The organism is Tistlia consotensis USBA 355 (genome assembly GCF_900177295.1).
GTDB classification, from domain to species: domain Bacteria; phylum Pseudomonadota; class Alphaproteobacteria; order Kiloniellales; family DSM-21159; genus Tistlia; species Tistlia consotensis.
On record NZ_FWZX01000015.1, the window covers coordinates 1 to 21,332 of the forward strand.

The 21,332-nt window shown below is 68.6% G+C and carries 33 protein-coding genes; 31 read left to right on the top strand and 2 right to left on the bottom strand.

What is annotated here, in order from left to right:
• Nucleotides 1–8: 8 nt before the first annotated feature.
• From tuf to B9O00_RS17495, 29 genes are all read left to right on the top strand, one after another.
• Nucleotides 9–1,199 carry an elongation factor Tu gene (gene tuf / locus B9O00_RS17355; RefSeq protein WP_085122436.1) on the top strand — a complete coding sequence of 397 codons (1,191 nt, stop codon included), beginning with the start codon at nt 9–11 and terminating at the stop codon, nt 1,197–1,199.
• A gap of 73 nt (nt 1,200–1,272) precedes the next feature.
• Complete coding sequence (gene rpsJ / locus B9O00_RS17360) at nt 1,273–1,587, top strand: 30S ribosomal protein S10 (RefSeq protein WP_085123969.1); 315 nt, start codon at nt 1,273–1,275, stop codon at nt 1,585–1,587.
• Nucleotides 1,588–1,592: 5 nt separating this feature from the next.
• Nucleotides 1,593–2,357 carry a 50S ribosomal protein L3 gene (gene rplC, locus B9O00_RS17365; RefSeq protein WP_085123970.1) on the top strand — a complete coding sequence of 255 codons (765 nt, stop codon included), beginning with the start codon at nt 1,593–1,595 and terminating at the stop codon, nt 2,355–2,357.
• 2 nt (nt 2,358–2,359) lie between these two features.
• Entirely contained in the window at nt 2,360–2,980 is a 621-nt protein-coding gene (rplD, locus tag B9O00_RS17370; RefSeq protein WP_085123971.1) for a 50S ribosomal protein L4, read from the top strand.
• Nucleotides 2,977–3,309 carry a 50S ribosomal protein L23 gene (locus B9O00_RS17375; RefSeq protein ID WP_085123972.1) on the top strand — a complete coding sequence of 111 codons (333 nt, stop codon included), beginning with the start codon at nt 2,977–2,979 and terminating at the stop codon, nt 3,307–3,309. Before rplD ends, B9O00_RS17375 begins: the two co-directional genes overlap by 4 nt.
• A gap of 4 nt (nt 3,310–3,313) precedes the next feature.
• Complete coding sequence (rplB, locus tag B9O00_RS17380) at nt 3,314–4,144, top strand: 50S ribosomal protein L2 (protein WP_085123973.1); 831 nt, start codon at nt 3,314–3,316, stop codon at nt 4,142–4,144.
• A gap of 10 nt (nt 4,145–4,154) precedes the next feature.
• Nucleotides 4,155–4,433: a 30S ribosomal protein S19 gene (gene rpsS, locus B9O00_RS17385; RefSeq protein ID WP_085123974.1), complete on the top strand. Its 279-nt coding sequence runs from the start codon at nt 4,155–4,157 to the stop codon at nt 4,431–4,433.
• Between the two features lie 5 nt (nt 4,434–4,438).
• Nucleotides 4,439–4,819 (top strand): 50S ribosomal protein L22, encoded by a 381-nt coding sequence (rplV, locus tag B9O00_RS17390; protein WP_085123975.1) that lies wholly within the window; start codon nt 4,439–4,441, stop codon nt 4,817–4,819.
• A gap of 2 nt (nt 4,820–4,821) precedes the next feature.
• A complete protein-coding gene (rpsC, locus tag B9O00_RS17395) occupies nt 4,822–5,511 on the top strand; it encodes a 30S ribosomal protein S3 (RefSeq protein WP_085123976.1) in 690 nt (229 codons plus the stop codon).
• Between the two features lie 32 nt (nt 5,512–5,543).
• Nucleotides 5,544–5,963 carry a 50S ribosomal protein L16 gene (gene rplP / locus B9O00_RS17400; protein WP_085123977.1) on the top strand — a complete coding sequence of 140 codons (420 nt, stop codon included), beginning with the start codon at nt 5,544–5,546 and terminating at the stop codon, nt 5,961–5,963.
• Between the two features lie 4 nt (nt 5,964–5,967).
• Nucleotides 5,968–6,174 carry a 50S ribosomal protein L29 gene (gene rpmC, locus B9O00_RS17405; protein WP_085123978.1) on the top strand — a complete coding sequence of 69 codons (207 nt, stop codon included), beginning with the start codon at nt 5,968–5,970 and terminating at the stop codon, nt 6,172–6,174.
• Nucleotides 6,175–6,178: 4 nt separating this feature from the next.
• The gene (gene rpsQ, locus B9O00_RS17410; RefSeq protein ID WP_085123979.1) at nt 6,179–6,442 is read left to right on the top strand and encodes a 30S ribosomal protein S17; all 264 of its coding nucleotides are present in this window, start codon (nt 6,179–6,181) and stop codon (nt 6,440–6,442) included.
• 13 nt (nt 6,443–6,455) lie between these two features.
• Nucleotides 6,456–6,824, top strand: a complete 369-nt coding sequence (gene rplN, locus B9O00_RS17415; protein ID WP_085123980.1) for a 50S ribosomal protein L14 — start codon at nt 6,456–6,458, stop codon at nt 6,822–6,824.
• A complete protein-coding gene (gene rplX, locus B9O00_RS17420; protein ID WP_085123981.1) occupies nt 6,824–7,144 on the top strand; it encodes a 50S ribosomal protein L24 in 321 nt (106 codons plus the stop codon). Before rplN ends, rplX begins: the two co-directional genes overlap by 1 nt.
• A gap of 23 nt (nt 7,145–7,167) precedes the next feature.
• Nucleotides 7,168–7,710 carry a 50S ribosomal protein L5 gene (rplE, locus tag B9O00_RS17425; RefSeq protein ID WP_085123982.1) on the top strand — a complete coding sequence of 181 codons (543 nt, stop codon included), beginning with the start codon at nt 7,168–7,170 and terminating at the stop codon, nt 7,708–7,710.
• Between the two features lie 22 nt (nt 7,711–7,732).
• Nucleotides 7,733–8,038 (top strand): 30S ribosomal protein S14, encoded by a 306-nt coding sequence (rpsN, locus tag B9O00_RS17430; protein ID WP_085123983.1) that lies wholly within the window; start codon nt 7,733–7,735, stop codon nt 8,036–8,038.
• Between the two features lie 13 nt (nt 8,039–8,051).
• Nucleotides 8,052–8,450: a 30S ribosomal protein S8 gene (gene rpsH, locus B9O00_RS17435; protein WP_085123984.1), complete on the top strand. Its 399-nt coding sequence runs from the start codon at nt 8,052–8,054 to the stop codon at nt 8,448–8,450.
• Between the two features lie 12 nt (nt 8,451–8,462).
• Nucleotides 8,463–8,996, top strand: coding sequence for a 50S ribosomal protein L6 (gene rplF, locus B9O00_RS17440; RefSeq protein WP_085123985.1), 534 nt, complete (start codon nt 8,463–8,465; stop codon nt 8,994–8,996).
• Complete coding sequence (gene rplR, locus B9O00_RS17445) at nt 8,996–9,361, top strand: 50S ribosomal protein L18 (protein WP_085123986.1); 366 nt, start codon at nt 8,996–8,998, stop codon at nt 9,359–9,361. The genes rplF and rplR overlap by 1 nt, the downstream gene beginning before the upstream one ends.
• A 16-nt stretch (nt 9,362–9,377) precedes the next feature.
• Nucleotides 9,378–9,944 carry a 30S ribosomal protein S5 gene (gene rpsE, locus B9O00_RS17450; protein ID WP_085123987.1) on the top strand — a complete coding sequence of 189 codons (567 nt, stop codon included), beginning with the start codon at nt 9,378–9,380 and terminating at the stop codon, nt 9,942–9,944.
• Between the two features lie 26 nt (nt 9,945–9,970).
• On the top strand, nt 9,971–10,183 hold the full coding sequence (gene rpmD, locus B9O00_RS17455; RefSeq protein ID WP_085123988.1) for a 50S ribosomal protein L30: 213 nt from the start codon (nt 9,971–9,973) through the stop codon (nt 10,181–10,183).
• Between the two features lie 61 nt (nt 10,184–10,244).
• On the top strand, nt 10,245–10,748 hold the full coding sequence (rplO, locus tag B9O00_RS17460) for a 50S ribosomal protein L15 (protein ID WP_085123989.1): 504 nt from the start codon (nt 10,245–10,247) through the stop codon (nt 10,746–10,748).
• A 42-nt stretch (nt 10,749–10,790) separates the two neighbouring features.
• Nucleotides 10,791–12,143 (top strand): preprotein translocase subunit SecY, encoded by a 1,353-nt coding sequence (gene secY, locus B9O00_RS17465; protein ID WP_085123990.1) that lies wholly within the window; start codon nt 10,791–10,793, stop codon nt 12,141–12,143.
• Nucleotides 12,140–12,733, top strand: a complete 594-nt coding sequence (locus tag B9O00_RS17470; RefSeq protein WP_085123991.1) for an adenylate kinase — start codon at nt 12,140–12,142, stop codon at nt 12,731–12,733. Before secY ends, B9O00_RS17470 begins: the two co-directional genes overlap by 4 nt.
• A 202-nt stretch (nt 12,734–12,935) precedes the next feature.
• A complete protein-coding gene (gene rpsM, locus B9O00_RS17475; RefSeq protein ID WP_085123992.1) occupies nt 12,936–13,313 on the top strand; it encodes a 30S ribosomal protein S13 in 378 nt (125 codons plus the stop codon).
• A gap of 47 nt (nt 13,314–13,360) precedes the next feature.
• The gene (gene rpsK, locus B9O00_RS17480; RefSeq protein ID WP_085123993.1) at nt 13,361–13,750 is read left to right on the top strand and encodes a 30S ribosomal protein S11; all 390 of its coding nucleotides are present in this window, start codon (nt 13,361–13,363) and stop codon (nt 13,748–13,750) included.
• Nucleotides 13,751–13,914: 164 nt separating this feature from the next.
• A complete protein-coding gene (locus B9O00_RS17485; RefSeq protein ID WP_085124102.1) occupies nt 13,915–14,931 on the top strand; it encodes a DNA-directed RNA polymerase subunit alpha in 1,017 nt (338 codons plus the stop codon).
• 139 nt (nt 14,932–15,070) lie between these two features.
• Nucleotides 15,071–15,502 carry a 50S ribosomal protein L17 gene (gene rplQ, locus B9O00_RS17490; protein ID WP_085123994.1) on the top strand — a complete coding sequence of 144 codons (432 nt, stop codon included), beginning with the start codon at nt 15,071–15,073 and terminating at the stop codon, nt 15,500–15,502.
• A gap of 252 nt (nt 15,503–15,754) precedes the next feature.
• Complete coding sequence (locus B9O00_RS17495) at nt 15,755–16,924, top strand: acyltransferase family protein (RefSeq protein ID WP_085123995.1); 1,170 nt, start codon at nt 15,755–15,757, stop codon at nt 16,922–16,924.
• 41 nt (nt 16,925–16,965) lie between these two features.
• Here the strand turns inward: B9O00_RS17495 and B9O00_RS17500 are convergent, their stop codons facing one another.
• Together B9O00_RS17500 and B9O00_RS17505 are read right to left on the bottom strand one after the other, a co-directional pair.
• On the bottom strand, nt 16,966–17,577 hold the full coding sequence (locus B9O00_RS17500; RefSeq protein ID WP_085123996.1) for a PAS domain-containing protein: 612 nt from the start codon (nt 17,575–17,577) through the stop codon (nt 16,966–16,968).
• Between the two features lie 174 nt (nt 17,578–17,751).
• A complete protein-coding gene (locus tag B9O00_RS17505) occupies nt 17,752–18,438 on the bottom strand; it encodes a fumarylacetoacetate hydrolase family protein (RefSeq protein ID WP_085123997.1) in 687 nt (228 codons plus the stop codon).
• A 333-nt stretch (nt 18,439–18,771) separates the two neighbouring features.
• Here B9O00_RS17505 and B9O00_RS17510 point away from each other — a divergent pair, with 333 nt between their 5' ends.
• Together B9O00_RS17510 and B9O00_RS17515 are read left to right on the top strand one after the other, a co-directional pair.
• Entirely contained in the window at nt 18,772–19,824 is a 1,053-nt protein-coding gene (locus B9O00_RS17510) for a pentapeptide repeat-containing protein (protein ID WP_085123998.1), read from the top strand.
• Between the two features lie 73 nt (nt 19,825–19,897).
• On the top strand, nt 19,898–21,304 hold the full coding sequence (locus B9O00_RS17515; RefSeq protein ID WP_085123999.1) for a DegQ family serine endoprotease: 1,407 nt from the start codon (nt 19,898–19,900) through the stop codon (nt 21,302–21,304).
• The last annotated feature ends 28 nt before the right edge of the window (nt 21,305–21,332 follow it).

The following is a 21,332-nucleotide window of genomic DNA, read 5'->3' on the forward strand; positions in this document are numbered from 1 at the left end:
GAAGAACGATGGCGAAGGCGAAGTTTGAGCGTACGAAGCCGCACTGCAACATCGGGACGATCGGCCATGTTGACCATGGCAAGACGTCTTTGACGGCTGCGATCACGAAGGTTCTTGCCGAGACGGGCGGGGCGACGTTTACGGCCTACGACCAGATCGACAAGGCGCCTGAGGAGAAGGCTCGCGGCATCACGATCTCGACGGCGCACGTCGAGTACGAGACGCAGAACCGGCACTACGCGCACGTCGACTGCCCCGGCCACGCGGACTACGTGAAGAACATGATCACGGGCGCGGCGCAGATGGACGGCGCGATCCTGGTGGTCTCTGCGGCTGACGGGCCGATGCCGCAGACTCGCGAGCACATCCTTCTGGCGCGCCAGGTCGGCGTTCCGGCGCTGGTGGTGTTCCTGAACAAGTGCGACATGGTGGACGACGAGGAGCTTCTGGAGCTTGTCGAGCTGGAGGTTCGCGAGCTTCTGTCGAGCTACGAGTTCCCGGGCGACGACATTCCGATCGTCAAGGGCTCTGCGCTGGTGGCGCTGGAGAACGGCGACCCGAAGCTGGGCCACGACGCGATCCTCGAGCTGATGAAGGCGGTGGACGAGTACATCCCGACGCCGGAGCGTCCGAAGGACCGTCCGTTCCTGATGCCGATCGAGGACGTGTTCTCGATCTCCGGGCGCGGCACGGTGGTGACGGGCCGGGTCGAGCGGGGCATCGTGAAGGTCGGCGAGGAGGTCGAGATCGTCGGCCTGACGGACACGAAGAAGTCTGTCGTGACGGGCGTCGAGATGTTCCGCAAGCTGCTGGACCAGGGCGAGGCGGGCGACAACATCGGCGCGCTGCTGCGCGGCGTGGGCCGCGACGACGTGGAGCGCGGCCAGGTTCTGGCGAAGCCGGGCTCGATCACGCCGCACACGAAGTTCAAGGCCGAGGCCTACATCCTGACGAAGGAGGAGGGCGGGCGTCACACGCCGTTCTTCACGAACTACCGTCCGCAGTTCTACTTCCGGACGACCGACGTCACGGGCGTGATCTCGCTGCCGGAAGGCACGGAGATGGTGATGCCGGGCGACAACGTGTCGATGGAGGTCGAGCTGATCGCGCCGATCGCCATGGACGAGGGCCTGCGCTTCGCGATCCGCGAGGGCGGCCGCACCGTCGGTGCCGGCGTCGTCGCCAGCATCATCGAGTAGGAAAGGACCGGTCGCTGAGCACGGGGGCGGGCTTCGGCCAGCCCCCCGTTCTGTCAGACGGAAACGGCGAGCCATGGACAGTCAGAATATTCGAATCCGCCTCAAGGCGTTCGATCACCGGGTCCTCGACCAGTCGACCGGCGAGATCGTCAACACCGCCAAGCGCACCGGTGCGCAGGTGCGTGGGCCGATCCCGCTGCCGACGCGCATCGAGAAATTCACGGTCAACCGCTCGCCGCACATCGACAAGAAGAGCCGCGAGCAGTTCGAGATCCGCACCCACAAGCGGCTGCTCGACATCGTCGATCCGACGCCGCAGACCGTGGACGCGCTGATGAAGCTCGACCTCGCCTCGGGCGTCGACGTCGAGATCAAGTTGAAGGGCTGAGGACCATGCGTACCGGTCTCATTGCCAAGAAGCTGGGCATGACCCGCGTGTTCGACGCGGAAGGCGGCCACGTTCCGGTCACCGTCCTGCACGTCGACGCCTGCCAGGTCGTCGCCCAGCGGACCGCTGACAAGGACGGCTACACCGCGCTGCAGCTCGGCGCGGGCAACGCCAAGGTCAAGCGCGTCTCCAAGCCGGAGCGCGAGCGCTTCGCCAAGGCCAAGGTCAAGCCGAAGCAGAAGATCGTCGAGTTCCGCGTCTCCGACGACGCCCTGGTCGAGGTCGGCGCCGAGCTGTCGGCCGAGCACTTCCTCGCCGGCCAGCGCATCGACGTCACCGCGACGACGATCGGCAAGGGCTTCGCCGGCGTCATGAAGCGGCACAACTTCGGCGGCCTGCGGGCGACCCACGGCGTGTCGATCTCGCACCGCAGCCACGGTTCGACCGGCAACCGCCAGGATCCCGGCAAGGTCTTCAAGAACAAGAAGATGGCCGGCCACATGGGTGCCACCCGCGTGACCACCCAGAACCTGACGGTGCATGCGACCGACGCCGGCCGCGGCCTGATCCTGGTGCGCGGCGCGGTGCCGGGCGCCGAGGGCAGCTGGGTGCTGGTGCGCGACGCGGTCAAGGGCAAGCTGCCCGAGGACCTGCCGTTCCCGGCCGCCCTGGTCGAGGCCGCGCAGGCGGCGGCTGTGGCCGAGACCGCGGCGCCCGAGGCGACCGCTTCCGAGGCGCCGGCGGCGCCCGAGCAGAACGAGGAGCAGTGACCATGAAGCATCCGGTCACCACGCTCGACAACACCGCGGCCGGCGAGATCGATCTCGCCGACGAGGTCTTCGGCCTGGAGGCGCGCGGCGACCTGCTGGCGCGGGTCGTGCATTGGCAGCTCGCCAAGCGGCGCGCCGGCACGCACAAGGCGAAGACCCGCGGCGAGGTGTCGGGCACGTCGAAGAAGGCCTTCCGCCAGAAGGGCGGCGGCCGGGCCCGGCGCGGCAACCTGAAGACCAACATCATGCGCGGCGGCGGTGTCGTGCACGGCCCCGTGCCGCGCTCCTACGCCTACGACCTGCCGCGCAAGGTGCGTCAGCTGGCGCTGAAGACGGCGCTGTCGGCGAAGCTGGCCGAGGGCAAGCTGGTCGTGCTCGAGACCGCGAAGGTCGACAGCCACAAGACCAAGGCGCTGGCCGCCAAGCTGGCGGCCCTGGGCTGGGCGAACACGCTGATCATCGACGGCGCCGAGGTCGAGGAGAGCTTCTCCCGCGCGGCACGCAACATTCCGCTGGTGGACGTGCTCCCGCAGCAGGGCGCCAACGTCTACGACATCCTGCGGCGCGATCAGCTGGTGCTGACCAAGGCCGCGGTCGAAGCGCTGGAGGCACGACTGAAATGAGCCGGGGACGTCCGCGCAAGGCGGTTGAGACCAAGGTGTCGGCGGAGCGCATCTACGAGGTGATCCGCCGCCCGATCATCACCGAGAAGTCGACCCGCGGCTCCGAGCACAGCCAGGTCACCTTCGAGGTCGCGCTGAATGCCAGCAAGCCGGAGATCAAGGCCGCGGTCGAGAGCCTGTTCAAGGTCAAGGTCACGGCGGTGAACACGCTGCGCCAGAAGGGCAAGTTCAAGCGCTTCAAGGGCCGTCCGGGCACGCGCAGCGACTACAAGAAGGCGATGGTGACGCTCGAAGAGGGTCACTCGATCGACGTGACCACGGGGGTCTGATGCCATGGCGTTGAAGCAGTACAATCCGACGACGCCGGGCCAGCGCCAGCTGGTGACGGTCGATCGCTCGGGCCTCTGGAAGGGCAAGCCGGTCAAGAAGCTGACCGAAGGCCTGACCAAGTCCGGCGGCCGCAACAACCAGGGTCACGTGACCGCCCGCCGTCGCGGCGGCGGCCACAAGCGGACCTATCGCCTGGTCGACTTCAAGCGGCGCAAGTTCGACGTGCCGGCGACGGTCGAGCGGCTCGAGTACGACCCGAACCGCACCGCCTTCATTGCCCTCGTCAAGTACGAGGACGGCGAGCTCGCCTACATCCTGGCGCCCCAGCGCCTGGGCGTCGGCGACCAGGTGATCGCGGGCGAGAAGGCCGACATCAAGCCGGGCAACGCGATGCCGCTGCGCTCGATCCCGGTCGGCACGATCGTCCACAACGTCGAGATGAAGCCGGGCAAGGGCGGCCAGCTGGCCCGCTCGGCCGGGACCTACGTGCAGATCGTCGGCCGCGACGCCGGCTACGCGCTGCTGCGCCTCTCGTCCGGCGAGGTGCGCATGGTGCGCGCCGAGTGCATGGCGACGGTCGGCGCGGTCTCGAACCCCGACGAGCAGAACATCAACTCCGGCAAGGCCGGCCGCTCGCGCTGGCTGGGCAAGCGCCCCTCGGTGCGCGGCGTCGCCATGAACCCGGTCGACCACCCGCACGGCGGTGGCGAGGGCCGGACCTCCGGCGGCCGCCATCCGGTGACGCCGTGGGGCAAGCCGACCAAGGGTGCGCGCACGCGCAAGAACAAGAAGACCGACAGGCTGATCGTCCGCCGTCGGCACGCGAAGAAGTAGGGACTGAACCATGTCGCGTTCCGTATGGAAGGGCCCGTTCGTCGACGGCTTTCTGCTCAAGAAGGCCGAGAAGGCGCGCGAGTCCGGTCGCAACGAGATCATCCGCACCTGGTCGCGCCGCTCGACCATCATGCCGCAGTTCATCGGCCTGACCTTCGGCGTGCACAACGGGCAGAAGTTCATCCCGGTGCTCGTGAACGAGAACATGATCGGCCACAAGTTCGGCGAGTTCGCGCCGACGCGGACCTTCCACGGTCATGCGGCCGACAAGAAGGCGAAGCGAGGGTAAGGCAGATGGGCAAGCCTAAGGCCGAACGGTCCCTGGCGGACAACGAAGCGATGGCCGTGGCGACGCAGCTGCGTACCAGCCCGCGCAAGCTGAATCTGGTCGCCGGCCTGATCCGCGGCCTCGCCGCGGACCGCGCGCTGGCCGAGCTGGAGTTCAGCAAGCGCCGCATCGCGCAGGACGTGCGCAAGGTGCTGCAGGCCGCGATCGCCAACGCCGAGAACAACCATCAGCTCGACGTCGACCGGCTCTACGTGGCCGAGGCGAGCGTCGGCAAGTCGCTCGTCATGCGCCGCTTCCGCCCCCGGGCGCGCGGCCGCGTCGGGCGCATCGAGAAACCGTGGGCGCGCTTGCGGGTGGTCGTTCGCGAGCGTGAGGAGAACGTCTGATCATGGGCCAGAAAGTCAATCCGATCGGCCTGCGCCTCGGCATCAACCGGACCTGGGACAGCCGCTGGTTCGCCGACAAGGGCTACGGCAAGCTGCTGCACGAGGACATCAAGCTGCGCAAGTTCCTGCAGGACCGCCTGAAGCAGGCCGGGGTCTCGCGCATCGTCATCGAGCGGCCGGCCAAGCGGGCCCGCGTGACCATCCACACGGCACGGCCGGGCGTGGTCATCGGCAAGAAGGGCGCCGACATCGAGAAGCTGCGCGGCGACCTGCAGAAGATGACTGGCGGCGAGGTGCATCTGAACATCGTCGAGATCCGCAAGCCGGAGATCGACGCCAAGCTGATCGCCGACAACATCGCGCAGCAGCTGGAGCGCCGCGTCGCCTTCCGTCGGGCCATGAAGCGCGCCGTGCAGTCGGCCATGCGCCTGGGCGCCCAGGGCATCCGGATCAACTGCTCCGGCCGCCTGGGCGGCGCCGAGATCGCGCGCATGGAGTGGTACCGCGAGGGCCGCGTGCCTCTGCACACGCTGCGCGCCGACATCGACTACGGCGAGACGACCGCGGTGACGACCTACGGCACCTGCGGGGTCAAGGTCTGGGTGTTCAAGGGCGAGATTCTCGCCCACGACCCGATGGCGCAGGAACGCCGCGCCAGCGAGATGCAGACCGGCCCGGCGCCGCGCGCCTGATCGGTCGGAAGGAACGGTAAGGAAACGGAACGATGCTGCAGCCGAAGCGCACGAAATACCGCAAGCAGCACAAGGGGCGCATCCATGGCCAGGCCAAGGGTGGCACCCAGCTGAACTTCGGGGCCTTTGGCCTGAAGGCGGTCGAGCCCGGGCGTATCTCGTCGCGTCAGATCGAGGCGGCGCGCCGCGCGATCACGCGCCGCATGAAGCGTGTCGGCAAGCTGTGGATCCGCATCTTCCCCGATGTGCCGGTCTCCTCCAAGCCGGCCGAAGTCCGCCAGGGCAAGGGCAAGGGCAATCCGGAATGGTGGGCCGCGCGCGTCAAGCCGGGCCGCGTCATGTTCGAGCTGGACGGCGTGAATCACGAGGTGGCCGAGGACGCGTTCCGTCTGGCCGCCGCGAAGCTGCCGATCCAGACCAAATTCATCGCCCGCCTGGGCGAGGAGGGCTGATCCGATGAAGGCCGCAGACGTTCGGGCCAAGTCCGAGGACGAACTGAAGGAGCAGCTGCTGTCGCTGCGCAAGGAGGCGTTCAACCTGCGCTTCCAGAAGGCCAGCGGGCAGCTCGAGAACACCGCGCGCGCCCGCCAGGTCCGGCGGGACATCGCGCGCATCAAGACCGTGCTGCGCCAGAAGGTGCAGCCCGCCGTTCGGGAGTCGTGAGCCGATGCCGCGTCGTATTCTCCAGGGGGTCGTGGTCAGCGACAAGACCGACAAGACCGTCACCGTCCAGGTGACGCGTCGCGTCATGCATCCCCTCTACAAGAAGTTCCTCCGCCGCTCGAAGAAGTACCACGCGCACGACGAGGCCAACGCCTGCAAGGTCGGCGACGTGGTCCGCATCCGCGAGTGCCGGCCGATCTCCAAGACGAAGTGCTGGGAGGTGGTGACCGACGAGGCCGCCGCCGGCGCCCAGACCACGGCCGGCTGAGGAGACCCGCGTCATGATCCAGATGCAGTCGAACCTCGATGTCGCCGACAACTCCGGCGCCCGCCGCGTCCAGTGCATCAAGGTGCTGGGCGGCTCGAAGCGGCGCTTCGCCGGCATCGGCGACGTCATCGTGGTCTCCGTCAAGGAGGCGATCCCGCGCGGCCGCGTGAAGAAGGGCGACGTGCTGCGCGCCGTGATCGTGCGCACCGCCAAGGACATCCGGCGGACCGACGGCACGTCGATCCGCTTCGACGGCAACGCGGCCGTGCTGATCAACAAGCAGGGCGAGCCGATCGGCACCCGCATCTTCGGCCCGGTGACCCGCGAGCTGCGCGCCAAGCGCTTCATGAAGATCATCTCCTTGGCGCCCGAGGTGCTGTGATGAAGAAGTTCAAGATCCGCAAGGGCGACCGCGTGGTCGTCACGACCGGCAAGGACCGGGGCAAGAGCGGCGAGGTCCTGCGCGTGCTGCGCAAGGACGACCGCGTGCTGGTCCAGGGTGTCAACCTGGTCAAGAAGCACCAGCGCCAGACCGCCCGACAGGAGGGCGGCATCGTCGAGGTCGAGGCGCCGGTGCACATTTCCAACGTGGCCCACGCCGATCCGAACGACGGCAAGGCGGCGCGCGTCGGCTGGAAGGTGCTGGAGGACGGCCGCAAGGTCCGCTTCTCGCGCCGCTCCGGCGAGATGATCGACCGCTAAGGGCTAGGACGAGGACGAGAACGATGGCGGCCCGTTTGAAGGAACACTACGAGACGGTCGTGAAGCCCAAGCTCAAGAAGGAGCAGGGCTACACGAACGACCTGCAGGTGCCGCGCCTGGAGAAGATCGTCATCAACATGGGCGTCGGCGAGGCCGTCGGCGATTCCAAGAAGCTGACGGCGGCCGTCTCCGAGCTGACCCTGATCGCCGGCCAGAAGCCGGTGACCAACCGCGCCAAGAAGTCGATCGCCGGCTTCAAGCTGCGCGAGGGCATGGCGATCGGCACCAAGGTGACGCTGCGGCGCGACCGCATGTACGAGTTCCTGGACCGCCTGGTGAACATCGCGCTGCCTCGGGTCCGCGACTTCCGCGGCCTCAACGGCAAGTCCTTCGACGGGCGCGGTAACTACGCGATGGGTCTCAAGGAGCAGATCGTCTTCCCCGAGATCGAGTACGACAAGATCGAGGACGTCCGGGGCATGGACATCATCATCTGCACCACGGCCAAGACCGACGCCGAGGCGAAGGCGCTGCTGGCCGAGTTCGAGCTGCCGTTCCGGAACTGAGCGGCGAAGGGAAAGAAAGCCGATGGCGAAGAAGTCTTCAGTCGAGCGCAACAACAAGCGCATGAGGCTGGCCAAGCGCGACACCGCGAAGCGGGCGCAGCTGAAGGAGATCGTGCGCGACCGCTCGCTGTCTCCCGAGGAGCGCTTCCAGGCGGTGCTGAAGCTGGCCGAGTTGCCGCGCAACGGTGCGGCCAACCGGGTGCGCAACCGTTGCGAAGTCACCGGTCGGCCGCGGGGCTACTATCGGAAACTCAAGTTGTCTCGCATCTCGCTGCGCGATCTGGCGTCTAAGGGCCAGATCCCCGGGATGACGAAGTCGAGCTGGTAAGAGGAGCGGCCCCATGGCGCTGACCGATCCCTTGGGCGACATGCTGACCCGTATTCGCAACGGGCAGCAGGCACGCAAGTCCAAGATCCAGGCTCCCTTCTCGAAGCTGCGTTGCAACGTGCTCGAGGTGCTGCAGCGCGAGGGCTACATCCGTGCCTATCGCGAGGCGAGCAACGAGCGCGGCCATCCGGTGATCGAGATCGAGCTCAAGTATCACGAGGGCGAGCCCGTCATCCGTGAGATCGCGCGTGTGTCCAAGCCGGGCCGCCGCGTCTACTCCCGGATCAAGGAGCTGCCCCGCGTCTACAACGGCCTGGGCATCACCATCCTGTCGACTCCGCAGGGCGTGATGGCCGACCACGAGGCCCGCGCCGCCAACGTCGGCGGCGAGATCCTCTGCCAGGTGTTCTAAGGAGCTTCAGGTATGTCGCGCGTAGGTAAGAACCCCGTGGTGGTGCCGGGCGGCGTCGACGTCCAGGTCGCCGCCAACCTGGTCACGGCCAAGGGCAAGCTGGGCGAGCTGACGTACCAGGCCACCGACGACGTCTCGATCGAGATGAAGGACGGCAAGGTCTGGGTCACCCCCAAGGACGAGGGCAAGCGGGCTCGGGCCATGTGGGGCACGGCGCGCGCGCGGATCCAGAATCTGGTCAAGGGCGTCTCCGAGGGCTTCACCCGGCAGCTCGAGATCACCGGCGTCGGCTACCGCGCCTCGGTCCAGGGACAGAGCCTGAACCTGCAGCTCGGCTTCAGCCACGACGTCAACTATCCGATCCCCGCGGGGATCAAGGTGGTCTGCGAGAAGCCGACCTCGATCGCCATCTCGGGCGCCGACAAGCAGGTCGTCGGCCAGATGGCCGCCGAGATCCGCGGCTACCGGCCGCCGGAGCCCTACAAGGGCAAGGGCATCCGGTACTCGGACGAGCAGATCCTGCGCAAGGAAGGTAAGAAGAAGTAATGGCTACGTCTCATCGCGATCTGCGGCTGAAGCGCGCCTTCCGGACTCGCGCCAGCCTGCGCAAGAAGGCGAACGGCCGGCCGCGGCTGAGCGTCTTCCGCTCGTCGAAGCACATCTATGCCCAGCTGATCGACGACGCGCGGGGCGTCACGCTCGCCACCGCCTCGTCGGTCGACAAGGAGCTCAAGGGCAAGCTGAAGACCGGCGCGGACATCGCCGCCGCCTCCGAGGTCGGCAAGCTGATCGCCGAGCGCGCCAAGCAGCAGGGCGTCGAGGCGGTCTTCTTCGACCGCGGCGGCTACCTCTACCATGGCCGGGTGCGAGCCCTCGCCGACGCCGCCCGCGAAGGCGGCCTGCAGTTCTGATCGGAAGGTAAGAGACATGGCACGAGGCCAGAGGGACGATCGCGGCGGTGGCCGGGATCGCGATCGCGAAGACAGCGAGTTCGTCGACAAGCTGGTCGGCATCAACCGCGTCGCCAAGGTGGTGAAGGGCGGCCGGCGCTTCGGCTTCGCCGCCCTCGTCGTCGTCGGCGACCAGCGGGGCCGCGTCGGCTTCGGCCACGGCAAGGCCCGCGAGGTGCCGGAGGCGATCCGCAAGGCGACCGAGGACGCCAAGAAGAAGATGGTGCGCATCCCGCTGCGCGAGGGCCGGACGCTGCACCACGACGTCCGCGGCCACTTCGGCGCCGGCCTGGTCTACCTGCGCGCCGCGCCGGTCGGCACCGGCATCATCGCCGGCGGCCCGATGCGCGCGATCTTCGAGTGCCTGGGCATCCACGACGTGGTCGCCAAGTCGGTCGGAACCCAGAACCCCTACAACATGATCCGGGCGACCTTCGACGCGCTCAACAACATGCAGAGCCCGCGTTCGGTCGCCCAGCGCCGCGGCAAGAAGGTCTCGGACATCGTCGGCAAGCGCGAAGAAGCGCAGCCGGCGACGATGTGATCGGCTGAGGCGAGGGAGCAGACGGCATGGCCGCCAAGAAGCAGGACGCCCAGGTCGCGACTGGGACCGTGACGGTTCGGCAGATCGCCAGCCCGATCGGCCGGCACCAGGACCAGCACCAGACCCTGAAGGGCCTGGGCCTCGGCAAGCTGAACCGCACCCGCACGCTCGAGGACACCCCCTCGGTGCGCGGCATGATCAACAAGATCCCGCACCTCGTTCGGGTCGTCGAGGGCTGACGGCCCCCGGCGCGATCCGGGCGGCAGTCGGGACAGCAGCTTTTCAAGGACACGTGGGACGATGAAGCTCAACGAGATTCGCGACAACGCAGGTGCCCGCAAGGTCGGCAAGCGCCTGGGCCGCGGCATCGGCTCGGGGCTCGGCAAGACCTCCGGCCACGGCCACAAGGGTCAGAAGGCGCGTTCGGGCGTCGCGATCAAGGGCTTCGAGGGCGGCCAGATGCCGCTGCACCGGCGCCTGCCGAAGCGCGGCTTCAAGAACATCTTCCGCCTGGACTACGTCGAGGTGAACCTCGGCCGCCTGCAGCAGGCGATCGACGCCGGCAAGCTCGACACCGCCAAGCCGGTCGATGCCGAGGCGCTGAAGGCCGCCGGTCTGTTCAAATCGTCGCGCGACGGCGTGCGCCTGCTTGCGCAGGGTGAGCTCAAGGCCAAGATTGAGATCACCGTGGCCGGCGCGTCGAAGGCGGCGATCGCCGCGGTCGAGAAGGCAGGCGGCAGCGTCACCGTGACCGCGCCGGCTGCCGCGAAGCAGGACAAGAACGAGACGACCGCCGAGGCCTGATCGGGCAAAGCCTGATCGGGGCCAGCCGGGAAACGGAGAGCAATGGCCTCAGCCGCCGAGCAGCTTGCCGCGAACTTCAACTTCGGCGCCATCGCCAAGGCGACCGAGCTCAAGCAGCGGATCTGGTTCACCCTGGGCGCCCTGATCGTCTATCGCCTGGGCAGCTACATCCCGGTCCCGGGCATCGACGCCCAGGTCCTGCAGGACATCTTCCACAGCCAGGCCGGCGGCATCCTGGACGTGTTCGACATGTTCTCGGGCGGCAGCCTGCGGCGCATGACGATCTTCGCCCTGTCGATCATGCCGTACATCTCGGCCGCCATCATCATGCAGCTGCTGACGGCGGTCTCGCCGTCCCTGGAGCAGCTCAAGAAGGAAGGCGAGTCCGGCCGCAAGAAGATCAACCAGTACACCCGCTACGGCACGGTCGTGCTGGCGCTGTTCCAGGCCTACGGCATCGCCATCGGCCTGGAGGGCATGAACACCTCGGGCGGCCTGTCGGCGGTCATCGACCCGGGCCTGTTCTTCCGGGTCGAGACGGTCATCACCCTGACCGGCGGCACGATCTTCCTGATGTGGCTGGGCGAGCAGATCACCCAGCGCGGCGTCGGCAACGGCATCTCGCTGATCATCTTCGCCGGCATCGTCGCGCGCCTGCCGATCGCCATCGCCCAGCTGTTCGAGCTCAGCCGGGTCGGCGAGATCTCCTGGCCGGTGCTGATCCTGTTCCTGGTCATGGCGGTCGGCGTCATCGCCTTCATCGTGTTCATGGAGCGCGCGCAGCGGCGCCTGATCGTCCAGTACCCGAAGCGCCAGGTCGGCAACCGCATGTTCGGCGGCGAGTCGACCCACCTGCCGCTCAAGCTCAATCCGTCGGGCGTGATCCCGCCGATCTTCGCCTCGTCGCTGCTGCTGATGCCGCTGACCGTGGTCGGCTTCGCCGGCTCGACCGGCGCGCAGCCGGCCTGGCTGACCTGGATCACCACCAACATCGGCCACGGCCAGCCGCTCTACATGGTGCTCTATGTGGCGCTAATCGTGTTCTTCGCCTTCTTCTACACGGCGATCGTGTTCAACCCGGTCGACACGGCCGACAACCTGAAGAAGCACGGCGGCTTCATCCCGGGCATCCGGCCCGGCAAGAACACGGCCGACTACATCAACTACGTGCTGATGCGCCTGGTCACGCTGGGCGCGCTCTATCTGGCGCTGGTCTGCCTGCTGCCGGAGTTCCTGATCTCTCACTTCTCCGTGCCGTTCTACTTCGGCGGCACCAGCCTGCTGATCGTCGTCTCGGTGACCGTGGACACGGTCGCGCAGATCCATAGCCACCTGCTGGCGCACCAGTACGAAGGCCTCATCAAGAAGGCGAAGCTGAGGGGGAGACGGGGATGAACATAATTCTGCTTGGGCCGCCGGGGGCGGGCAAGGGGACCCAGGCCAAGATTCTCGAGGAGAAGGACGGGCTGAAGCAGCTGTCGACCGGCGACATGCTGCGCGCCGCCGTCGCCTCGGGAAGCGAGCTCGGGCGTCATGCCAAGGAGATCATGGATGCCGGCCATCTGATGCCGGACTCCCTGATGATCGAGATGATCTCGGAGCGCGTCGACCAGCCGGACTGCCGCAAGGGCTTCATCCTCGACGGCTTTCCGCGCACCGTGCCGCAGGCCGAGGCGCTCGACCAGCTGCTCGCGCACAAGGGCCTGTCGCTCAACGCGGTCATCGAGATCGCGGTGCCGGACGAGGTGCTGGTCCAGCGCATCGAGACGCGCAGCCGCCAGACCGCCCAGAGCGGCGGCGCGGCGCGCAGCGACGACAACGTCGAGACGCTGAAGCGTCGCCTCGAGGTCTATCACGGCCAGACCGCGCCGATCCTGCCCTACTACGAGCGGAGCGGCCGGCTCAAGCGGGTCGACGGCCTGAAGTCGATCGACCAGGTGACGGCGCAGATCGAGGAGATCCTCGGCGCGACGGTGAGGGGCTGAGGGAAAAGCCGGTCGCGGGGCTTGACGCGTTCGCGCGCAACCCTATAATCCGCGCTCCCTGGCGCGCGGCTGCGGCCGGGTGATTGCTGTTGCCTCCAGAGCGAGGTCTTTTCGGATCGACGATGTCCGAAAGGGTGAAGCGCTCTCTGGGATCGTGAAGAGCCTCCGGGCAGATCTGGTAAGCGGATAGGAGACCACGGACGTGGCGCGTATCGCTGGTGTGAACATTCCGACGGGCAAGCGCGTGCCGATCGCGCTGACCTACATTCACGGCATCGGCCCGGCGAAGGCCAAGGAGCTCTGCGGCAAGGTCGGGATCCCCGAGAACCGCCGCGTGCATGAGCTGACCGACGACGAGGTGGTGCGCATCCGCGAGGCGATCGACCGCGACTACACCGTCGAGGGCGACCTGCGCCGCGAGGTCGCGATGAACATCAAGCGCCTGATGGACCTGGGCTGCTACCGCGGCCTGCGTCACCGCAAGGGCCTGCCGGTGCGCGGCCAGCGCACCCACACCAACGCCCGCACCCGCAAGGGCAAGGCCGTGCCGATCGCCGGCAAGAAGAAGGCGACGCGCTGACCGCCGTCCCGTCCCGCTGGAACGTATAGAACGAGAACGCAAAGATCATGGCCAAGCCGCAGACGCGCATGCGCCGCCGCGAGCGCAAGAACATCACGAGCGGCATCGCGCACGTGAACTCCTCCTTCAACAACACGGTGATCACCATCACCGACGTGCAGGGCAACGCGATCTCCTGGTCGTCGGCCGGCAGCCAGGGCTTCAAGGGCTCGCGCAAGTCGACCCCCTACGCCGCGCAGCTCGCCGCCGAGTCGGCCGGCCGCAAGGCCCAGGAGCACGGCATGCGGACCCTCGAGGTCGAGGTCAAGGGCCCCGGCTCGGGCCGCGAGTCGGCGCTGCGTGCGCTGCAGTCGGTGGGCTTCCAGATCACCGCGATCCGCGACGTGACGCCGATCCCGCACAACGGCTGCCGTCCGCCGAAGCGCCGCCGCGTCTGATTAGAAGTCACTCGCGCCCCGGCCGATGCATGGGGACCGGCGCCTGAGCAACGCCGGTTCCGGGACAGGACGGGGCGTTTGAAGCCGACGGGGGCGGCAGCCGCGAGAGGTTGCCGGCCCATCGTCGTTTCATGAACCCGCTCGACAAGCGTGAGGCCACTCCCGTGCTACAGAAGAACTGGACCGACCTGATCAAGCCGAACAAGCTCGACGTTCAGGAGGGCGACGATCCGAAGCGCTTCGCCAAGGTCGTCGCCGAGCCGCTCGAGCGCGGCTTCGGCCTGACCCTCGGCAACGCTCTGCGCCGCGTGCTGCTGTCGTCTCTGCAGGGGGCGGCGATCACCGCCATCCAGATCGACGGCGTGCTCCACGAGTTCTCCTCGATCCCCGGCGTGCGCGAGGACGTCACCGACATCGTCCTCAACGTCAAGACGATCGCCCTCAGGATGCACGGCGACGGCCCGAAGCGCATGCGCCTGCGCGCCTTCGGCCCGGGCGAGGTGACCGCCGGCCAGATCGAGACCGGCCCCGACATCGAGGTGATGAACCCCGAGCTGGTGATCTGCACGCTGGACGACGGCGCGCGGATCGACATGGAGATGACCGTCGCGACCGGCAAGGGCTACGTGCCCGGCTCGCAGAACCGCCCGGAGGACGCGCCGATCGGCCTGATCCCGGTCGACTCGCTGTTCAGCCCGGTGCGCCGCGTCGCCTACAAGGTCGAGAACACCCGCGTCGGCCAGGTCACTGACTACGACAAGCTGACCATGGAGATCGAGACCAACGGCGCGATCACGCCGGACGACTCGGTCGCTCTCGCCGCGCGCATCCTGCAGGACCAGCTGCAGCTCTTCATCAACTTCGAGGAGCCGACGGTCCGCGAGGCCGCCGAGGAGCGCGCCGAGCCGCCGTTCAACAAGAACCTGCTGCGCAAGGTCGACGAGCTCGAGCTGTCGGTGCGCTCGGCCAACTGCCTGAAGAACGACAACATCGTCTACATCGGCGATCTCGTTCAGAAGACCGAGGCCGAGATGCTGCGGACGCCGAACTTCGGCCGCAAGTCCCTGAACGAGATCAAGGACGTGCTGCAGCAGATGGGCCTGCACCTGGGCATGGAGATCAGCAACTGGCCGCCCGAGAACATCGAGGAGCTGGCCAAGAAGCTGGAAGAGCCCTACTGAGGGCGGTCGGGAGCGCTTGGCAGTGCTCCCGTCGGTTCCGGGCCGTTCGGGCCCACTCCCGGCCGCACCGGCTTGAAGGGCGGCGGGCTGCGCAATCGGTCTCGGGCTCCGAGGCCAGGATGATGAGGAGACAGACGCGATGCGTCACGGCAGTGGATATCGCAAGCTCAACCGCACGGCGGCTCACCGCAAGTCGATGCTGGCCAACATGGCGACCTCGCTGATCGAGCACGAGCAGATCGTCACGACGCTGCCCAAGGCCAAGGAGCTGCGCCGGGTCGTCGACCGCCTCATCACCCTGGGCAAGTCGGGCTCGCTGCACAATCGCCGGCAGGCCGCCATCTCGGTGCGCAACAACGCCATGGTGCAGAAGCTGTTCGGCGAGCTGGCCGAGCGCTACAAGGCGCGCAACGGCGGCTACACCCGCGTGCTGAAGGCCGGCTTCCGCCACGGCGACATGGCGCCGCTCGCGGTCATCGAGCTGGTCGACCGCAATCCGGAGGCCAAGGGCGCCGCCGACAAGGCGCGCCACCAGGCCGAGCTGGAGGCCGCCGGCGAGACCGAGGAATAGGCTGCAGCCGCCTCGACGGACTGACGGAAGGCCCCGCTTCGGCGGGGCCTTCCGCGTTTCGGGCCGCGGCGATCCGGCCGTCTCCCGTCGTGCCCGGCCGCGGCGCGATGGCCATGCAACGGCCCAATCCTCTCCCTCGCGAAGCCGTGCTGCGGGGCCAGGTCTGACAGGACGCCCTGCGGACGCCTCCGGCCGGGGAAGACGGCCCGGTGCCGGCGGGGACGGAATCCTCACGAGGGGAGGGACGGCGCCATGGAGGGCGGGGCGGAGAGGCGGCAGCTGGCGAGCCTGACGTCCCTGCGCGGGATCGCGGCGCTGCTCGTCGCGCTCTATCACTTCTCGGGCGGCTTCCTGCCGAACCTGCACCTCGATCGCGGCTCGGAGCTGATCGCGAAGTCGTATCTCTGGGTCGACTTCTTCTTCATCCTGAGCGGCTTCATCATGATGCACGCCTACGGCCGCGAGTTCCGCGATGCCGTCGACTGGGGGCGCTTCCGGCTTTTCCTGGCTGCCCGTTTCGCCCGCGTCTACCCGCTGCACCTGGTGCTGCTGGCCGCCTTCGTGCTGCTCGAGCTGGGCAAGTGGCTGCTCGGGCGCGCCGACCTGCTCGCGCTCTACAGTCCGGCCTTCTCGACGGCCGACGCCAAGAGCCCCTTCGCGCTGCTGCTGAACCTGCTGATGCTGCAGAGCAGCGGCCTGCTGGATCGCCTGACCTGGAACGGTCCGGCCTGGTCGGTCGGTGCGGAGTGGTACGCCTATCTCGCCTTTCCGCTGCTGGGGCTGGTCCTGCAGCGCCAGTCCTGGCGCGGCCGGATCGGGCTGCTCGGGGCGGCCTGGGCCGGGCTGGTGCTGCTCGACCTCGCCGGTGGCGGCCTCGACCTGACCTACGACTACGGGATGCTGCGCTGCCTCTTCGAGTTCGCCTTCGGAACGGCGCTCTACCTCGTCTACGAACGGGCGCGCGGGGAGCCGTGGCCCTGCGGCAGGAGCTTTGCGCCGGCCTGCTTTGCCGCGACCTTGCTGCTGCTGCACCTCGGCGCGCCGGACCTGCTGCTGCCGCCGGTCTTCTGCCTGCTCATCCTGGCCGTGGCGCTCGACGGTGCAGGGGGCGGCCGGCTGCTGGCGTCGCGGCCGCTGGTCTTCCTGGGAGAGATCTCCTACGCCGTCTACCTGTCGCAGCTCTTCGTGCTGCAGCTGACCGACATGGGCTGGCGTGCGGTCTCGGGCCAGCCTTTCGGAGCCAGCCTGAGCGCCGGCCAGTCGCTGCTGGCCCTCGCGGTTCTGCTCGGCCTGCTCCTCGGCCTGTCGACGCTGCTGCATCGCTGGGTCGAGACGCCGGCGCGCAGAGCCCTGCGCCGGCTCGGCGGCAGCCGGCGCCTCGCGGGCGGAGCGGAGGACGCACTTCCGGCCGCCGGATCCTGACCTCCACGGGCGCGCTGCCTTCCCGCCGCCCCGGCGGCGGCTCAGCGCTCGTCCTGGCGGGGCGCACGCTCCATGCCGATCAGCAGGCGCACGACCTTGCCGTCGCGCATCAGCGGCAGGCCGATGCGCCACCAGGCCGAGAGGAAGTACTGCATCGCAGGCGTGTAGCGCAGCAGCAGCGGCTCCGGCCGGAGCAGCTGTGCCCGGTAGGTCACGATGAGGAAGGCCATGAAGGGCACGGCCATCTCGCCGAGCCGCATTCCGGTCATGTCCATGCCCAGGGTCTGGCTGATCTGCGAGCCGTGCAGCCGCATCTCGAAGTCGCGGCCGTCGTCGATCACGTGCAGCAGCGAGATCGCGCCCAGGGCGGGGCGCAGCACCAGGGGGGCGACGGCCTCCGGCGGCGGTGGTCCGCCGGCGGTCGCCCCGTGCCACCAGCGGACGAGATGGCCGAGCACTTCGGACTCGAGGTCTTCCGGTTGCGGGTTCCAGACCATCAGCGGCGGCGGGCTGCCGAGCCTGGCCATCAGCGCGTCGCAGCAGCCCGGCTCGCCCTCGGCCAGGCGCCGGGCGAGCGCCCAGGATTCCGCCTCCGGCAGCGTGCCAAGAGCGCGCCGGGCCTCGAACTTTCCGGATGCGTCGGCAGGAGCCAAGGCGGGCGTCCTTCGTCGGTGACCTGATCGGGCCAGCGCATCGTACGTCAGCCTACGACCGAAGTTTAGGCCTCTTGTCCGGCCGGGCCCGGACTGCGGGCCCGAAACGCGAAGAGGGCCGCCGGTGCGCTGCTCCGGCGGCCCTCGGGCACGGCGTTCGTCGTGCGGAGCGAGCTACCCGACCTTGACCTCGATCTCGCCGACGCCCTCGATCCCGGCGGTCATGATGTCGCCGGGCACGACCGGGCCGACGCCGGCCGGGGTGCCGGTGAAGATCAGGTCGCCGGGCTTGAGCTCGAACAGGCTCGAGAGGTGCTCGATGGTCTCGGGCACCGACCAGATCAGCTCGGAGAGGTCGCCGGTCTGGCGCGTCTCGCCGTTGACCTTCAGCCAGATCGCGCCCTTGGCCGGGTGGCCGATCTCCGCGGCGGGGCGAAGGTCGCCGCAGGGCGCGGAGGCGTCGAAGGCCTTGCCGGCCTCCCAGGGGCGGCCGGCCTTCTTCATCTCGCCCTGCAGGTCCCGGCGGGTCATGTCGAGGCCGACGCCGTAGCCCCAGATCAGGTCCAGGGCCTGCTCCTTGGCGACGTCCTTGCCGCCCTTGCCGAGCGCCACGACCAGCTCGACCTCGTGGTGCACGTTCTCGGACTGGCTCGGGTAGGGGAAGCCGTCGCGGTCGCTGCGGATCGCGTCGGCCGGCTTCATGAAGAAGAAGGGCGGCTCGCGGTCCGGATCGAAGCCCATCTCGCGGGCGTGCTCGGCGTAGTTCCGGCCGACGCAGAAGATCCGCCGGACCGGAAAGCGTTCCTGGCTGTCGGCGACGGCGAGCGACGGCTGTTCCCAGCCGGCGATGACGTAACCCATGGTTCTGTTCCCTCCGCATGCTGTCGAGGCGGCGCCCTTGGTATCGACTGGGCCGGGCCACGACAAGCGCGGCCTTGCGATCCCTGGCTCCCGGATCCGTCCCGCGCCGCGGCCCCCTCGCCCGAGGGCCGTCCTCGTGCCGCTCCGCCCGCGGTTTTCGGCATAAAGATCAAATTGCACCGTCTCGTTTCGTTCCATCAAGAATAGGTATTTGGTGAATACTGTAATATTCTGTGATTTATTTGTTTCCTTAACGTTTGCTCAAGTACTGACCGGCTGATGTAGCCGCGTGGGCCGCCCGATCGGGGAGGCGGCCGCTAGGTCAGGACGACCATGACGGCAGACAAGAGCAAGGTCTTCTCCAAGGTCCGGATCACCCAGCCGGTGCTCGCCCGGCTCGCCGAGCTGCACGGGCGCTTCCTCCGGGGCCAGCGCCAGGGGATCCGCTGCATGCTCAACCAGTGCGACCTGTCCGGCCTCAACTTCGCCGGCCTCAACCTGTCGGACAGCGAGCTCGCGGGCTGCAACTTCACCCGGGCCAGCCTGGTCGACGCCAAGTTCCGGCAGGCGCGGCTGCACGGCGCCTGCTTCGACGAGGCCGACATGACGCGCGCCGACTTCGAGCGCGCGGACCTGCGCGGCGCGACCTTCGACAAGGCCGACCTGTCGGGCGCGCTGCTGACCGGCGCCGACCTGCGCGACAGCTCGGTCCTGGAGGAGGGCGGCACCGCGACCCGCGAGCAGGCCACGACCTTCAAGCGCGCCGTGCTGCGCGGCACCAACCTCAAGCAGGCACGCCTGAAGAACGCGAACTTCTCGAGCGCGGTGCTCGACCGCGTCGACCTGACTGGCGCCGACCTGCGCGAGGCCGCCTTCAACGGCGCCGAGTTCAGGGACTCCCGGCTGGACGGCGCGCGCCTCGACGCCGCCGACCTGCGCGGCGCCGTCTTCGAGGGCATGGACAAGACGATGATCGAGAACTCCCTGGCGATCACCTCGAACGCCCGGCGGGCGACGCCGGAGTTCCTGGCCAAGGCGCTCGGGGAGCATCGGCGCTGGGTCGCGAGCGGCGGGCGCGAGGGGCGCAAGGCCGACCTCAAGGGCCTCGACCTCGCCGGCCGGGACCTGTCGGGCAGCTTCCTGGCGGCGGCCGATCTCTCCTTCTGCCTGCTGACCGAGGCCAGGCTGCGCGACGCCGTGCTGGCGGCGGCCGACCTGCGCAACGCCAACCTGCTGCGCGCCGACCTCTCCGGGGCCGACCTCAGGGGCGCCGACCTGCGCGACACCAACCTGCGCGACGCCGACCTCACGGGCACCCGGATCGGCCAGCTCGACAACGTCAACCTCTTCACCAGGATGGCCGAGGAGGACCGGGTCCCGGCCTGACCGGGCGGCGGCCTTTCATCGCGGCGCGGCGACGCCGCTTGATCCTGGCGGCGGCGGCGGTCATCTTGCCGCGATGGCCGCCATCGACCGTCTTTTCGCCTCCGTCTTCCTGTCGCTCGTCCTCGTCGCCGTGCCGGCGGCGGCGGCCCAGCGCGTCGTCCCGCAGAGCCAGGCCCAGATCAAGCTGTCCTTCGCCCCGGTGGTGCGCGAGACGGCGCCGGCCGTGGTCAACATCTACGCCCAGCGCACCGTGCAGCAGCCGGTGTCGCCGATGTTCGACGATCCCTTCTTCAAGCGCTTCTTCGGCGACGCCTTCGGTGGCGGCATCACCCGCGAGCGCCGGCAGCAGTCGCTCGGCTCGGGCGTCATCGTCGATCCGCACGGCCTGATCGTCACCAACCGCCACGTCATCAACGGCGCCGACGCGATCCGCGTCGTGCTCGGCGATCGGCGCGAGCTCGACGCCAAGGTGATGCTGAGCGACGAGCGCACCGACCTCGCGGTGCTCAAGGTCGACGACGGCGGCAAGCCGCTGCCGTACCTGCAGACCAGCCCCTCCGACGAGCTGCAGGTCGGCGACCTGGTGCTGGCCATCGGCAACCCCTTCGGCGTCGGCCAGACCGTGACCAGCGGCATCGTCTCGGCGCTGGCGCGCACCGGCATCGGCGCGTCCGACTACCGCTCCTTCATCCAGACCGACGCGGCGATCAATCCGGGCAACTCCGGTGGCGCCCTGGTCTCGCTGGACGGCAAGCTGGTCGGCATCAACTCGGCGATCTACACCAAGACCGGCGGCTCGGTCGGCATCGGCTTCGCGATTCCCTCCGAGATGGTCGACACGGTGATCCAGGCGGCGCTGCACGGCGGCCAGATCGAGCGGCCCTGGATCGGCTTCCACAGCCAGGAGGTCACGTCCGAGCTGGCGCGCGGCTTCGGCCTCGACGCGCCGCGCGGCGTGCTGGTCACCGACGTCTACCCGGGCAGCCCGCCGGCCAACGCCGGCCTGAAGCGCGGCGACGTCATCGAGGCGATGGACGGCCGCGAGGTCGACGATCCCGAGGCCCTGGCCTTCCGCGTCGCGACCCGGCCGATCGGCAGCCGCGCCGAGTTCGAGATCCTGCGCGACGGCCACCAGCTGACCCTGCGCTGGCCGATGGAGAAGGCGCCGGAGAACCCGCCGCGCCACGAGACGGTGCTGAGCGGCCGCCATCCGCTGGCCGGCACCAAGGTCGTCAACCTGTCGCCGGCGGTCGCCGAGGAGCTCGGCATCCGCAAGTGGCACGGCGTCGCCCTGATCGCGATCGCCCGCAACTCGCCGGCCCGCCGCTACGGCTTCGAGCCGGGCGACGTGCTGATCTCGGTCAACGGCCAGAGGATCGAGAGCGTCGACGGCCTCGACCGGCTGCTGTCGAACCAGGACCGCTGGTCGCTGGTGATCAGTCGCAACGGCGAGCAGAGGCGCCTTGAGATCGTCGGCTAGGAAGGCGCTGTCCCTCCACGGGAGTCGT

Bases quoted from the DNA above. Each gene is read 5' to 3' on its own strand.
- rplN (WP_085123980.1), top strand. From the start codon at position 6,456: ATGATCCAGATGCAGTCGAACCTCGATGTCGCCGACAACTCCGGCGCC.
- rplF (WP_085123985.1), top strand. From the start codon at position 8,463: ATGTCGCGCGTAGGTAAGAACCCCGTGGTGGTGCCGGGCGGCGTCGAC.
- B9O00_RS17495 (WP_085123995.1), top strand. From the start codon at position 15,755: ATGGAGGGCGGGGCGGAGAGGCGGCAGCTGGCGAGCCTGACGTCCCTG.
- rpsS (WP_085123974.1), top strand. From the start codon at position 4,155: ATGTCGCGTTCCGTATGGAAGGGCCCGTTCGTCGACGGCTTTCTGCTC.
- B9O00_RS17515 (WP_085123999.1), top strand. From the start codon at position 19,898: ATGGCCGCCATCGACCGTCTTTTCGCCTCCGTCTTCCTGTCGCTCGTC.
- rplR (WP_085123986.1), top strand. From the start codon at position 8,996: ATGGCTACGTCTCATCGCGATCTGCGGCTGAAGCGCGCCTTCCGGACT.
- rpsN (WP_085123983.1), top strand. From the start codon at position 7,733: ATGGCGAAGAAGTCTTCAGTCGAGCGCAACAACAAGCGCATGAGGCTG.
- rpsJ (WP_085123969.1), top strand. From the start codon at position 1,273: ATGGACAGTCAGAATATTCGAATCCGCCTCAAGGCGTTCGATCACCGG.
- secY (WP_085123990.1), top strand. From the start codon at position 10,791: ATGGCCTCAGCCGCCGAGCAGCTTGCCGCGAACTTCAACTTCGGCGCC.
- B9O00_RS17375 (WP_085123972.1), top strand. From the start codon at position 2,977: ATGAGCCGGGGACGTCCGCGCAAGGCGGTTGAGACCAAGGTGTCGGCG.
- rplE (WP_085123982.1), top strand. From the start codon at position 7,168: ATGGCGGCCCGTTTGAAGGAACACTACGAGACGGTCGTGAAGCCCAAG.
- rpsK (WP_085123993.1), top strand. From the start codon at position 13,361: ATGGCCAAGCCGCAGACGCGCATGCGCCGCCGCGAGCGCAAGAACATC.
- rpmD (WP_085123988.1), top strand. From the start codon at position 9,971: ATGGCCGCCAAGAAGCAGGACGCCCAGGTCGCGACTGGGACCGTGACG.
- rplD (WP_085123971.1), top strand. From the start codon at position 2,360: ATGAAGCATCCGGTCACCACGCTCGACAACACCGCGGCCGGCGAGATC.
- rpsE (WP_085123987.1), top strand. From the start codon at position 9,378: ATGGCACGAGGCCAGAGGGACGATCGCGGCGGTGGCCGGGATCGCGAT.
- rplP (WP_085123977.1), top strand. From the start codon at position 5,544: ATGCTGCAGCCGAAGCGCACGAAATACCGCAAGCAGCACAAGGGGCGC.
- B9O00_RS17470 (WP_085123991.1), top strand. From the start codon at position 12,140: ATGAACATAATTCTGCTTGGGCCGCCGGGGGCGGGCAAGGGGACCCAG.
- rplQ (WP_085123994.1), top strand. From the start codon at position 15,071: ATGCGTCACGGCAGTGGATATCGCAAGCTCAACCGCACGGCGGCTCAC.
- rplC (WP_085123970.1), top strand. From the start codon at position 1,593: ATGCGTACCGGTCTCATTGCCAAGAAGCTGGGCATGACCCGCGTGTTC.
- rpsH (WP_085123984.1), top strand. From the start codon at position 8,052: ATGGCGCTGACCGATCCCTTGGGCGACATGCTGACCCGTATTCGCAAC.
- rpsQ (WP_085123979.1), top strand. From the start codon at position 6,179: ATGCCGCGTCGTATTCTCCAGGGGGTCGTGGTCAGCGACAAGACCGAC.
- rplV (WP_085123975.1), top strand. From the start codon at position 4,439: ATGGGCAAGCCTAAGGCCGAACGGTCCCTGGCGGACAACGAAGCGATG.
- B9O00_RS17505 (WP_085123997.1), bottom strand. From the start codon at position 18,438: ATGGGTTACGTCATCGCCGGCTGGGAACAGCCGTCGCTCGCCGTCGCC.
- rplB (WP_085123973.1), top strand. From the start codon at position 3,314: ATGGCGTTGAAGCAGTACAATCCGACGACGCCGGGCCAGCGCCAGCTG.
- B9O00_RS17510 (WP_085123998.1), top strand. From the start codon at position 18,772: ATGACGGCAGACAAGAGCAAGGTCTTCTCCAAGGTCCGGATCACCCAG.
- rpsC (WP_085123976.1), top strand. From the start codon at position 4,822: ATGGGCCAGAAAGTCAATCCGATCGGCCTGCGCCTCGGCATCAACCGG.
- rplO (WP_085123989.1), top strand. From the start codon at position 10,245: ATGAAGCTCAACGAGATTCGCGACAACGCAGGTGCCCGCAAGGTCGGC.
- rpmC (WP_085123978.1), top strand. From the start codon at position 5,968: ATGAAGGCCGCAGACGTTCGGGCCAAGTCCGAGGACGAACTGAAGGAG.
- tuf (WP_085122436.1), top strand. From the start codon at position 9: ATGGCGAAGGCGAAGTTTGAGCGTACGAAGCCGCACTGCAACATCGGG.
- rplX (WP_085123981.1), top strand. From the start codon at position 6,824: ATGAAGAAGTTCAAGATCCGCAAGGGCGACCGCGTGGTCGTCACGACC.